Raw genomic sequence first — 13,516 nt, 5'->3', positions numbered from 1 at the left:
CTTAAATTGAATTGCAGGCAAACACTGAGTATTTATATGATTTAAAGCGAATAATTATGAATTGATGTCGACAACCACGGGTGTTAAGCGGTATAATTCGTTCACTTTTTTTACAGATAGAAATTTATGAATCATAAAGTAGGGTTTGTTAGTTTAGGTTGTCCAAAAGCCTTGGTGGATTCAGAACGAATCATTACGCAATTAAGAGCACAAGGATATGAGTTAGTTTCCAGCTATCAGGATGCCGGTGTTGTGGTCATTAATACCTGTGGCTTTATTGACAGCGCGGTCAAAGAATCACTGGATACGATAAAAGAAGCCATGGCAGAAAACGGTCGGGTTATTGTAACCGGATGTCTTGGTGCCAAAGCCGATATCATCAAGGAAGCATGTCCTGATGTACTTCATATCAGTGGTGCTCACGCTTATGAAGAAGTGGTTAATGCCGTGCATCAGCATTTACCGCCACCAGCGGATCCCTTTACTCAACTGATTCCGCCTCAGGGAATCAAATTAACGCCTCGTCATTTTGCCTATTTGAAAATATCAGAGGGCTGCAATCAAAAGTGCACTTTTTGTATTATTCCGACCATGCGCGGTAAATTACAAAGTTATCCAATGACTCAGATTCTTACCGAAGCTAAAAAACTAAAAGAAGCAGGGGTCAACGAAATTCTGGTTATATCCCAGGATACCAGCGCCTACGGAATTGATACTAAATATCAACCCATTGAATGGCAAGGAAAAACAATTAACACCCGTTTTTATGAGTTATGCGAGCAATTAGGCGAATTAGGAATTTGGGTACGTTTGCATTATGTATACCCCTACCCTCATGTTGATGGCATCATCCCATTGATGCGTGACAACCTGATTCTTCCTTATCTGGACATCCCGTTACAACATGCCAATAGTCGTATTTTGAAAGCGATGAAAAGACCTGCCAGTAGTGAAAACACCTTATTGCGCATTGCTTCATGGCGAGAAGTCTGTCCCGATATTACGTTACGTTCCACCTTTATTGTCGGATTTCCTGGTGAAACGGAAGATGAATTTAATGAACTCCTGGACTTCCTTGAAGAAGCACAATTGGATAGAGTCGGCTGTTTCAAATATTCTCCCGTCGAAGGTGCTAGAGCTAATGATTTGGCTGATCCTGTTCCCGAGGAAATAAAAGAAGAACGTTATCATCGCTTCATGCAACTGCAGGCAGAAATCAGCAGAACGAAACTGAAAAACAAAATTGGCAGCACTCAAACAGTGCTTGTTGATGAAATAACTGCGGAACATATCATTGCGCGAAGTAAAGCGGATGCACCGGAAATCGATGGTCTGGTATATCTTCCACTAACTGCCAATATAAAAGTAGGTGATTTTGTTGAAGCTCGTATTACCGATAGCGACGATTACGACTTATATGCTGAAATAAAGTAAGAGTGAGTCCCAGCATTCAGGTGAATGCTGAAGTGTCAGTCCCGATTGGATCGGGTTTACCTTCTCCCGCCATTAAGAAGGATTTGGCCGTCATCCTGAGGAGCTAGCAACGAAGGATCTCCCAGGATTCAGGAGATCCTTCGCCATGCTCAGGATGACGTACTTTTCTTAACTAAAATGGCAGTGAGGGCTGGGGAGAGGGCGAGCATTCATAGATCAAGCAATCGAATTTAAAATAACTGTTTACTGATAAAGCGCTTCACATACTCGAATCACTTGCTCCTGCATTTCACCATTATATTCCACCCCTGGCTGAAGAATTTTTTGATGCAGTACATGATGATAATCCTCATAGGCCTTTATCAACAGAATCAATTGTTCTTTAGTTATACGCTGGCTTAAAAACAAATGCTGCAACTGGCTTAAAGTATGAGTATATCGAGCAAAACCAGGATCTCCTTGATTCAATACCAAAAATTGAATCAGAAACTCCAAATCCAGTAAACCACCACGAATATGTTTGACAGGATCTGGCTCTTGATGTTGATCCATTCTGGCTCTCATCGCAAGCACGTCTTGTTGTAGATCCTTCTTTTTATTTGAAGACAACAACACTGTTTTTTTCAAACGCATAAATTCCTGCTTTATTGTGCGATTTCCTGTTATGATTCGTGCTCTCAATAAGGCTTGATGCTCCCATGTCCAGGCTTGTGTTTTTTGATACTCCACAAATGCATCTATAGGACTAACTAATAAACCAGCAGCACCAGAAGGCCTGAGTCTCGTATCAACAGTATACAAGACTCCAGATTGAGTTCTTGTAGTCAGCATATGTAAAATTTTTTGGGTTAAACGTGTAACCAAAGCTTCTTTAGAAGAATTAGCCCTATGAAGAAAAACCAAATCCAGATCAGACATATAACTCATTTCACGGCTGCCTAATTTACCATAAGCGATAATGGCAAATGACGACTTGATGTGCGTCAGTTCCGAATTGCGAACACTAAGCTGCTGGCAGGCAATATCCAATACCCGGGTTACAATTACCTGAGCAACATCTGCTAAAAATTTCCCAATGCGAACGGCATTGCTCACGCCATACAACTCAGCACGCGCAGCTAACAACCAATTAGTTAATTTAAACTGACGTAAAATATCTGCTTGCAGTTCAATATCTTCCGTATATGATAGTTTTTTTGAAATGCTCGACTCCAATTGGGCCAGAGAGCCAGGCCGCCAATCACTCTCCTGATCAAGTAATACCTCCAATAAAAACGGTTGATTAACAAACAAGGAAGTAATAAATGGGCTATTAGCAAACCAGAATAATAACTCACGTAACGCAGGAGGATTTTCTGTCAATAAAGCCAAATAAGCACTACGCCCCATAATATTTTCAAGAAGGTGTATCACCTGTAATAATACTTCATCCGTATTATTAAAAAGCGTTAATTCGGTAAGCAACATCACCATAAAACGATCCAGCCTGATGCGTGCCCCCTGAGGCAATCGCCTACAACGCGAGCCATGTCTAAGGGCATGAATCATCTGATAGCAATGTTCTGCATTTTCAAAACCTAAACTGGTCAATAAATTAATTGCCATACTGCTTTCTACATGACCTTGCCATAGGCTGGATAATTGATTTGCCAAAAGCCTTTTCTCATCTTCATAGGCATCTACTTTACCCAGAACAGAATGAAATGAGTGGGAAATGATACGTTGATATTGTTGTAATTTGGCCAACAGTTCATCCCATTGCATGAATCCCATAGCTAAAGTGATTTGTGCTTGCTTGGTTGCATCATCTGGCATGGAATGCGTCTGTTGATCGCCTTGGCTTTGCAAAGCATTTTCCAATTTTCTAAGAAACAGATAAGCTTGTTTCAAGGCATCACTACGAGGTAATAATTGCTCCTGCTTTAAGACATCAAGAGCGGTCATGGTGTTTTGAACTTGTAAACGAGGCAATCTCCCTCCACGAATCAGCTGAAAATTCTGAATAATAAATTCAACCTCTCGAATCCCCCCTTTCCCACGCTTGATATCATCCAAGCGAGGATTTAACTGCACTTCTCTCTCGATCATCGATTTCATACTACGCAAGGATTCAATAACACTAAAGTCCACATAGCGTCGATAAACAAAAGGCACGATTAAACGCTCAAACCATGGAACAATCTCATCCAGAGATTCAGACACCACTCTGGCCTTGACCATGGCGTATCGCTCCCAATCCCGACCTTGTTCCTGATAATAGGTTTCCATAGCTGCCAAGCTTGAAACCAAAGGGCCACTATCACCGTTGGGCCGTAATCTTAAATCGACTCTGAAGGCAAAGCCATCCGCAGTAACATTTTGTACTACTTGAATAAATTGTTGGGCTACTTTGCTAAAATACTGTTGATTGCTAATAGACTCCTCTCCATCGGTCAAACCTACGGCATCAAAAGCAAAAATCAAATCAATATCTGAAGAGTAATTAAGCTCCCGTCCGCCCAGTTTTCCCATAGCCAGAGTATGTATATGAACTTCTTGACCAAACTCATCTCGCGGAATTCCATATCGTACTGATAAAACGTGCTTACAATAGTTTAGGGCATGTAAAATGATTGCATCAGCACAATCAGACCAAGAGCGCATCACCTCGTCAGTACTGGCCCTCCCTGCAAGCTCAAGGAGTAAGAGCCTTAAAAACTGGGTATGGCGATAATGACGCAACTCGCGCAAATACAGTGCCTGCGGTAACTCTAAATTAATTTGAGTGATAATTGAAAAATAATCACTCCTGGAAAATAAAGAACGGCATTCATCATTTTGTAACAATACCTCCAATAACCTGATTTGCCTGCAGGCATAATCACTGATTAACGCCAGTTTTTTAACCTGTTCTTTTAAAGGATGTATTAAATTGGAAACATGCTTTTCCAGAAACCATGCTTTTGCAGAATACAGCTCTTCGATTGCGTCGAATTGGGACATAGGTATCATCATAAAAAGAATAAAAGATTATCTTATGTATGAGATAAAAGGCAAACACTCCCCAGGTATATAAGCACCGGTTTTTTATATCCAACAGTCTAAAATCTAATAGATAGCTTATCCATTGACGCCATTATTTGAACAAAAAATAACTATTAATATTAATTTAATAATTACCAATTATAATCAAAATGTACACATATACTGAGGTTTTAATATAATGAAAATTAAAACAGATGCAATTGCCATCCCCAAAGACGTAGAATTGTTACTGGAGGAAGAACAGGATCAACCAAGTGATACTATGAAAGAGGATGTACAAGCAAATAAGTATGCAATAAGAGAGTACATCGCATCAGCTCGCCAACATATGGAAGGACTTAAAGCAGAGCTTTATAAAGTGCTGGATGCAGGTTACGACAGTGCAGAACATTATAGCCCTGTTAAACCAATGCCAAAAATATTTGGGGATAAGCCCTCAGTCTTTATCGAAAGGGCATACACAATACAAGTTTATGATGAGAATGGAGCACCCTGTGAGAATCGGAGGCAAGATTATATACAGGCAGGTCTAGATTATTCTAAATATTGTGAGACTAATGCTCAAATACTCAAGGCGCCAATGGCGCACAGGCCGACTACGTCGGCGACTTGTCAGGTTCTGTGTTACACTAAGGCACTGTATTTAAGCTTTTCTTTGTATGCACCTTACTCTCAAAAAACTTCTACTAAAAGATGAGAACTGGTACCGCTACCGTCAGTTTTATTCAGAGCAAGGAGGGATAAGAGAGAGCGTGGACTACAGCATCAATAAAATATTAAGCTGTCGTCATTACATGCGAGGGCATGCGCATTACCACTGCTCCAATCCATCGTGTACGCATGAAAAAAGAGTACATTTTAGTTGCAAAGACCGAGGCTGTAGTGCCTGTGGCAAAATAGCGACCGATAACTGGTTACAAAAGAATAAAGAACTTCTACCGCCCTGCCCCTGGCAGCATATTACCTTTACCATGCCCAAAGCGTTAAGTGATTTATTTCTGGTAAACCGCCGCCTGCTCAATCAATTGCCAGCACTGGCCGGGAATATCCTGAATAAACTAGCTAAAGCAAAAGGACTTAAACTTGGCATCTTTATGGCCCTGCATACTTTTGGTAGAACCCTCAACTGGCATGTACACCTTCACGTGTCTGCAACGCAGGGCGGATTAACTGATGACTTGCAATGGAAAAGCCTCTTTTTCAAAAAGAATACCCTGATGACGATGTGGCGCTACGCACTTATCACTTTTTTAAGACAACACCATCGGCAAGGAGCTCTAATTAAATCTCCAGAGATGGGAAACCAAAGCATGAGCTTCATGCTGGCACAACAATACGCTAAATACTGGCAAGTTCATTGTGCCAAACCCCATAAAAATCCTAAAAAAGACATCGAATACTTAGGGCGCTACATTAAACGACCAGCCATTGCCAACTCTCGCCTGACTCACTACAACGGAACGTCCCTGCTCTTTAAGTTTCTAAATCATCGCACCAAACAAACTCAATACACCGAGCTTCATCCTTTTGATTTTATTACCCGATTTATTCAACATCTGCCTGAGAAAGGTTTTCGACTCATTCGCTACTTTGGATTTCTGGCTAATCGCTTACGAGCCAAATTACTGCCTGTTGTCTCGTCTCTATTTGACCACCAACCCAATCCAAAACAACTCTCTTGGCCTTTGCGGGTAAAACACCGCTCCGGAACCAATCCGCTCGACTGCATCCTTTGTAAAAACACTATGCGTTTGTCTTTCCTGCTCTTTAAGCTCTCGTCAAAACAGCTCATGAATTACACCTCGCAAATCGCCCTGCAAAAACACATTCGCATCAACTAACGGGATAACTCCGTCTTTTTTTCAAAAATCCGTCCTTTTGTAATCCTTTTTGAATTAAATTTACTCTTCGGTCTATTCCTTTTCCTGGCATCACAACAAAAACATGGATAAAACATACCAATTTTACTGGGTAAAATTAATCCTTTTGCCTTTTGAATTTCCTATAACCTAAATGATGATCAATTACTTTTAAATGACGCGGGTAAAATAATAGGTGCAATTAATTCAGCTATAAGTCAATTAAATAGAGTTGAGGCTTGCCTGATAAAAGCACAAAATAATAGCATTGAATATGAAATTGCCGGTGGCGCATTGCAAATATCTCTAAAATGTATTGAGACCGTTCTAGATCAGTCGAGAGCATCAAAACTGGTTGAACTTGTACCAAATCAGAATATCATTGAAAAATTTTTATCTGCATTATCAGATATTGTATCCAGTATTGGGAATTTTTTTGCGAATATAGGAAAATCAGAAGAACAGCAAAATAAAGAAAAATTTGCCTCGTATAAAGAAAAATATAAAGCGCAACAACCCCTGCCTGTTGATACTTTGGAGTCGACAGAAGAAAGCGAATTAAATGAAGTTCAAGAACCGGATGCTGAAGAACATTCATCTTTTACCCTAAAATAAATAGCTCGTCCTCATCAACATTCAATTTATGGGTTGGTGCTTGAATACAAGCAAGTATCAGCCCCATCGAGCTGATTTATTTTATTGCTTACAAAAACAAATGAAACAGTTCGAAAAACTTATGGAATATCTTCTTATATACTCGCTATACTAAAATATATGATCAAATACTAAATGAAGATCAATATGAAATTAATCCAGCGAATATTGTTATTAACTATTATTTTTTTATTGTCTTCTGTACATGCTGCAGGAGAGCCGTTAAACGTTGGTGTCGACAGTTATACTCCCCCCTTTGTCATGGAGGGCAATGCCAAAAAACTCTATGGCTTTGACATCGATATGATGACTGCTCTATGCAAATTAATGCAAAGAACCTGTCATTATGTCCCGATGAAATTTGAAAATCTTCTTAATGCAGTGGCTACTAAAAAAGTAGATGTTGCGGTCAGTTCCATCACAATAACGGCTAATCGAGCTAAAGATGTAAATTTTAGCACTCCTTATTTATTAAGCTATTCTCGATTTCTTACCATTCATACCGAGGAGACACACCAGCCCTTTACTTTGGAATTATTAAAAAATAAAAGAATCGGGGTAGTAGTAGCCACAGTATTTAAAGAGCAAATAAAAGATATGGGGGTAATTAATCCGACGGTTATTGAATACCCTAATACAGAAGTGATGCTCGAAGCAATGAGAAATAAAAAATTAGATTATGTCCTCTTCGATAATCCTACCGCCCTGTATTGGGAAGCAAATTCTTCAGGAGCCTTCACAGTAATAGGAAAACCTTATTTATATGGGTATGGATTAGGTATAGCAGTAAACCCTACTGAGAACAATTTATTAACCAACATCAATCAAGCTCTACTGCAATTCCAAAAATCAGCTGAATTCAATATGGCTTACGCCCAATATATTGAAAATTTTTAATTATTCATAATTCCTTACAAGACAATAACGCCGAATTTCTTTAGGAGTTATTGTCTGGCAGGATGCATCACAAACAGAATTGAATATCTGCTGCAAGATCCTCATCCCTCCAAAGGAGACAGAAGTCGTTTTCTCACCTACTTGACAACGATCATTGCTTGTAAATACAAACCAAGAGATTATCATTTAATCCAAAAGAAAAATTTTAAACCATAATGGATAAAATTGGACTATACTTGATAAATGCTATTAAATTAAACGTTTCATGGAAGAAGCATGATTAGTATGGGTATAATCAATGAAACGTATCGATGTAAAAGAAAAGTTCCCTCCTCAAATATCTCGTGAAGAACGCATCCAAAAAATTACCAAGCATTCTATTTTTTGCTTATTGAGTCCGACGTCTGTAAACCAATTGGCCTTATTAATGGAAGAGATTCATGTCGCTGAAAATGAGGTTATTGTTCATGAAGGCGATTACTTCAATGGATTTTTTCTGATTGTTTCAGGACAGGCAGCACTCACCAGATCGCTAAAAAGGATCCAAAAAACAAATCCGAAGCACATTGTCAATTTAGGTCCAGAACATGCTATTGGTTTGGGAGAAGCAGGTTATTTCGGCCAAAATGGAAGACATAACACAACGGTCACCAGCTTATCTCCAATGCTCTTACTTTATATGGATCTATTCAAATTTTATCATTTCCTGACAAAACATGGTTCTATCTACCCTGCACTGAAAAAAACAAGTGAGAACTATTTATTTCAATACCTAATCCATAAAAAACCACAGATTGCTTCCTTGTTACAACCTCTCACTGCACATCAGGAAGAGAACGACACAGGGTCTCCTGATGCTCTCTCCCCACACACCATAAAAACCGAATCCAATATTTCTCTCAGAGAACAGATGATTTTTGAACAAACTAATGCTAAAAATAACTTAGACGATATGTTAAAAACGGGGATACATGATCTTGATTTAATTACCAATCAAATACCCCCAAAACCAACGTTGGTTTTAAAAAAATTAACCAGGAAAGTGGTTCGTTATTGGAAAAGGAAAATTCCGTGTGAAAGCAACGACTAGATACGCCATTCTACTCATCATTTTAGGTACTTGTGCCCTGCTTGCGAATTGCAACAAAGAAAAACAAGTATCATTTCCTGGCTATGTTCAAGGTAAATTTACCTACATCTCCACATACTATACTGGAATATTGAAAAGCATCAGCGTAAATCCCGGTGATACGGTAAAAAAAGGACAAGTATTATTTATGCTTGAACCTTATCCAGAAAATGCAGAGCTTCGGGCTGCGAATGCACATGTGCAACAAGCAATGGATGAGCGTAATAAGCACGAAGCAAATTACCGCGTGCAAAAGGAAAATCATCAGCGCAATCTGATTTTGTTCAAAAGGAAGGTCATTTCAAAAGAAGAATTAGAACAAAGTACGGGAAATTTTCATTCGGCTGAAGCCACTAGAAAGGCTGCTCAAGCCAATTTGAGTGCCGAACAAGCCAATCAAAGCAAAGCTGAGTGGCTTACACAACAAAAAACGGTAAGCGCACCAATAGATGCCTTGGTATTTGATACCTACTACTCAGCTTATGAGAAAATCAGTGAAGGAAAGCCCATCTTGTCTTTACTCGCAACAGATGCGATAAAAATTATTTTCTTTATACCGGAAAATAATTTAAGTACCTTACAGTTAAATGAAGAAATAACGGTACTTTTCGATGGTTCTCAACACTCTATTAAAGCGAAAATAACCTACATCTCCCCTAAAGAAGAATACACCCCACCCGTTATTTACAGTGAAACAGAACGACAACGATTAGTATTCCGTGTTGAAGCACGCCCCCTAACCAACAACACTCATTTAAAAATACATCCAGGCCAACCAGTTACCGTACTGCTTGCCCCTGCTCATCATGGGGCGCCAAAATAAATGAGCGATGATAATCTTATTATCAATGTTAAAAATTTAAGTAAAAAATTTGCAGGTCATACTGCTGTTACAGGAGTAGACCTCCAGGTAAAGCCAGGAGAAATCTATGGCTTCTTAGGCCCTAATGGCTCTGGAAAAACAACAACTATTCGCATGCTTTGTGGTTTATTAACACCTGATTCTGGCTCTGGTACGTGTCTTGGCTATAACATTCTGACTCAATCAAAAACCATTCGAAAACACGTAGGCTATCTGCCGCAGTTTTTTAGCCTGTACAAACAACTTACTGTTTATGAAAACATCTTATTCATGGCTGAACTCTACGGTGTATTAGATCGTGAGCAAGCAACCCAAAATCTCATGAAACACCTGGGACTTAGCGCCAAAAAAGACCACCATGCAGGTGGATTATCAGGAGGTTGGAAACAACGTCTGGCCTTGGCTTGTGCCTTGATTCATCAGCCGTTTTTACTCTTGCTTGATGAGCCAACCGCTAGCGTTGACGCTGAATCACGCATGGATTTTTGGGAAATTATGCGTGATTTATCCGCAGAAGGAATGACGATTCTTCTCAGTTCACATAACATGGATGAAATTGAACGTTGTCATCGCATTTCTTATATTTCTAATGGCCATTTGCTCTCAAGTGGCCATATAAAAGAAATTATTAAAAACATCAATTTACTCACCTGGGAAGTGCAAGGCAGTAATCTCTTATTGCTGGCAAAACAACTTGAAATCACCGCCGGAGTTGATCAAGTGACTATCCTGCGTGATTCCTTACATATAAGCAGCAAAGATCATGAGGCCCTTAATAAAGCAATTCAACCCTATCAAGCCAATCCCAATTTCAGCTGGAACATTATTGAACCACTTTTAGACGATGTATTTGTATGGATCACTAAAAATCAATCAAGGACCTAGAACATGCGCTTTAAACATTATCGTTCATTACGTTTATGGAGTATGTTCAAGAAGGAATTAACCGTTATACGCCGTGATTACCGTACTTATGTCTTTGTTCTAATATCGCCTTTTATCCAAGCCTTGCTGTTTGGCCTCATCATCAATAACGATGCCAAACATATTCCTACAATAGTCGTAGCCAAAGACAGTTCCCCATTTACAGATCGTATTATCCAGACATTTCGTAATACAGAATATTTTGACGTCAAAAGCATTACTCAAGATGAACATGCAGCAGAACGTGCCATACAACGTGGTGAAGTTAAATTCGTTATCCATATCCCGGAGCATTTTAGCCGAGACTTAGTGAGAAATGAATCACCTCATATTCTTCTGGAAGGCGATGCCAGTGATCCGGTAATTGTTAATAATGCTTTCCACGCGTCATCGGTGGTTGCGAAACGAGCATTAGATGGGCTTGCCGAAGGTCCTCTCCATTATTTAGCAACCAAAAATGGCAGCTTTGTCATTGATACCCATGCCAAATATAATCCTGCTGTAAAAGCGCAATACCATACTCTTCCCGGCTTGTTAGCAACTATATTAACAGTCTCTCTCGCACTGCTTATGGCTATTTCAATTAGCGGAGAATATGAAAGTGGGACGATGGAAATGTTATTAATTACCCCTATCAATCCACTGGAGGTAATCATTGGTAAATTACTCCCCAATATCCTTTTAGGATATATCCTGTTTTTTGCGATTATTATTATTTCTTATAGTTTATTCCACGTGCCTTTTTATGGGAGTGTGTTGTTATTATCACTCGCCGCCTTCCCTTTCATTATCGCTAATTTATCTTTTGGTATCGCAACTTCGTGTATAGCAAAAACTCAGTTCCAGGCGGCACAAATTGCAGGAACATATACCTTGCCAGCTATTTTATTTTCAGGATTTTTATTTCCACGCGATTCAATGCCCATATGGGCCCAATGGTTAAGTGATTTATTTCCTAGCACTTATTTCCTTAAAATCAGCAGCGATGTCATGTTAAAAGCATCAGGTTTTAGAGATATTTTGCCCAATATCTGGCCCATGGTACTCTTTTCGATCGTAATGATTCTGATTAGCTATAAGTTTTATCGTAAAACGCTGGATTAGGGTGAATAATACTTAATAAGCGAATCAATCTAAGTTATACCTTCTTCCCATTCATGTTATGCAACCAATTGTTCACGGCTAACAAATCCTGAGTGCTTAATGTCCCGGCTTCTTTTTTAAGTCGTAATAAATACATAATGTAATCATAGCGTGCCGACTCATATTGCATTTGCGCCTCTAATAACTTCGATTGTTCTGTCAACACATCAGTTAAATTCCCTGAACCCGTCGCATAACGCTCTTTTAAACCATCAAGAGAACTTTGCGCGGATAAAATGGCATCTTGTTGGTATTGAATTTTTTTTATACTGGCAACTACTTGTCGGTAATTGTCCCGCACATGATATTTTACTTTACGGAGTGAATGCTCTAATTTCTGTTGAGCAATGCGGAAATGATATCGTTCCTTTTGAGTGGTCGCGACCACCAGACCACCAGAAAAAATAGGAACATTCACATTAAGCATGGCCACTGAATTGCGGAATCGACTAGAGCCAGCAGTAACAATAAGGCTGCTTTGCGTATAGTGAAGAGGATGATCATCATACAATAATTTAGCATTTACTGTCGGCAGATGATCCGCATAGCTTTGTTTTATTTTTTCATGTGCTGCCTGCAGCTTTAATTGATTGGCTTTGACATTCCAATTCCCCTGCACGGCCTTTTCGACCCACTTATCGGCATTTGCAGGTTGCGGAGACAGCAAAGGAATTTTATTATTGAGTTCCGCGAGTGAATGATAATCAGTGGCGGTTAATTCCGTTAAATATTCTTTATCTGCATCCAATTGAATTTCAGCAGAAATAAGATCAGATTCCGCGGCACTGTATGAGGATTTGGCAGTATAGACATAGCTATTGGTTGTTTTACCCGTCTGGTATTTTTGCTGAACATCATACAATTGCTGTGCCAAAGCCTGCTTGTTTGCGCGAAAATAAGATACCTTCTTCTCACTGCGCAGCACATTAAAATATGCTTCGCTCACACGAATCATTAAATCCTGTAAGTCTGCATTCAAACGTGCCATAGCGGATCTGGCATTAACTTTAGCTGCCTTGTACCGTGAAAAAATAGCCACATTAAATATAGGTTGTGACAGGCTTAAACGCATATCATAACTACGAACAGAGTTATACGGTGGTTGGATTTGTGGCACCATAGCCCCTGAGTTTGATTGTCGATCAAGTAATGGTTGGGCTTCAAGTTGTGCATTGGGCAATAAATAGGAGCGACTAATAGCTACATTTTCTTTATAGACTGAGGCGTTAAGCAACGCTTCTTGATAAACATTATCATTGCTTAATGCGTTCTGAAAAACATTCATCAGATCGGCTGCGTTACAGTTGATGGACACCAATAGAACAGTAATAAAAGCCAATTGTTTGTTCACGTCATCTAATCCCTGTGTTTGCGTACACAATGCAGCCGTTGCAGCTTAAATTAACCAATAAATTTAAATAACTTTTTAACTGGAAGGTAAAAATACCTTATTTTTGTAAAAAAACACCCTCTGTCACAAAAAAGTTATGAACGTAAAGTATTCGTTTGGAGGTCCAACCATGTAGCAAGTCCAGAAACGGTTACAAAATGTTTTGTTCTGAAGGTTTAGATTTAGAGCAGATAAAGAAT

At 39.3% G+C, this 13,516-nt stretch carries 11 protein-coding genes; 9 read left to right on the top strand and 2 right to left on the bottom strand.

Annotation, left to right across the window (positions count from 1 at the left end):
* The first annotated feature begins 126 nt into the window (after positions 1-126).
* A complete protein-coding gene (gene rimO, locus Q0495_RS16190; RefSeq protein ID WP_298628206.1) occupies positions 127-1,434 on the top strand; it encodes a 30S ribosomal protein S12 methylthiotransferase RimO in 1,308 nt (435 codons plus the stop codon).
* A 243-nt stretch (positions 1,435-1,677) separates the two neighbouring features.
* Here the strand turns inward: rimO and glnE are convergent, their stop codons facing one another.
* Entirely contained in the window at positions 1,678-4,416 is a 2,739-nt protein-coding gene (gene glnE / locus Q0495_RS16185; RefSeq protein WP_298628204.1) for a bifunctional [glutamate--ammonia ligase]-adenylyl-L-tyrosine phosphorylase/[glutamate--ammonia-ligase] adenylyltransferase, read from the bottom strand.
* Positions 4,417-4,636: 220 nt separating this feature from the next.
* Here glnE and Q0495_RS16180 point away from each other — a divergent pair, with 220 nt between their 5' ends.
* From Q0495_RS16180 to Q0495_RS16145, 8 genes are all read left to right on the top strand, one after another.
* Positions 4,637-5,155 carry a hypothetical protein gene (locus Q0495_RS16180; RefSeq protein WP_298628202.1) on the top strand — a complete coding sequence of 173 codons (519 nt, stop codon included), beginning with the start codon at positions 4,637-4,639 and terminating at the stop codon, positions 5,153-5,155.
* A complete protein-coding gene (locus Q0495_RS16175) occupies positions 5,118-6,299 on the top strand; it encodes an IS91 family transposase (RefSeq protein ID WP_298628200.1) in 1,182 nt (393 codons plus the stop codon). The genes Q0495_RS16180 and Q0495_RS16175 overlap by 38 nt, the downstream gene beginning before the upstream one ends.
* Positions 6,300-6,611: 312 nt before the next feature.
* Positions 6,612-6,932 (top strand): hypothetical protein, encoded by a 321-nt coding sequence (locus Q0495_RS16170; protein WP_298628198.1) that lies wholly within the window; start codon positions 6,612-6,614, stop codon positions 6,930-6,932.
* Positions 6,933-7,118: 186 nt separating this feature from the next.
* Complete coding sequence (locus tag Q0495_RS16165; protein ID WP_298628195.1) at positions 7,119-7,868, top strand: transporter substrate-binding domain-containing protein; 750 nt, start codon at positions 7,119-7,121, stop codon at positions 7,866-7,868.
* A gap of 298 nt (positions 7,869-8,166) precedes the next feature.
* A complete protein-coding gene (locus Q0495_RS16160; RefSeq protein ID WP_298628193.1) occupies positions 8,167-8,958 on the top strand; it encodes a cyclic nucleotide-binding domain-containing protein in 792 nt (263 codons plus the stop codon).
* Positions 8,942-9,820 (top strand): HlyD family secretion protein, encoded by an 879-nt coding sequence (locus tag Q0495_RS16155; protein WP_298628191.1) that lies wholly within the window; start codon positions 8,942-8,944, stop codon positions 9,818-9,820. Before Q0495_RS16160 ends, Q0495_RS16155 begins: the two co-directional genes overlap by 17 nt.
* Positions 9,821-10,744 carry an ABC transporter ATP-binding protein gene (locus Q0495_RS16150; protein WP_298628188.1) on the top strand — a complete coding sequence of 308 codons (924 nt, stop codon included), beginning with the start codon at positions 9,821-9,823 and terminating at the stop codon, positions 10,742-10,744.
* A gap of 3 nt (positions 10,745-10,747) precedes the next feature.
* Entirely contained in the window at positions 10,748-11,887 is a 1,140-nt protein-coding gene (locus Q0495_RS16145) for an ABC transporter permease (RefSeq protein ID WP_298628187.1), read from the top strand.
* Positions 11,888-11,921: 34 nt separating this feature from the next.
* Here the strand turns inward: Q0495_RS16145 and Q0495_RS16140 are convergent, their stop codons facing one another.
* Positions 11,922-13,277 (bottom strand): TolC family outer membrane protein, encoded by a 1,356-nt coding sequence (locus Q0495_RS16140; RefSeq protein ID WP_298628184.1) that lies wholly within the window; start codon positions 13,275-13,277, stop codon positions 11,922-11,924.
* Positions 13,278-13,516 lie beyond the last annotated feature (239 nt).

It is taken from the genome of uncultured Legionella sp., assembly GCF_937871865.1.
Classification (GTDB): Bacteria; Pseudomonadota; Gammaproteobacteria; order Legionellales; family Legionellaceae; genus Legionella.
This window is presented reverse-complemented; position numbering and strand designations above follow the sequence as displayed.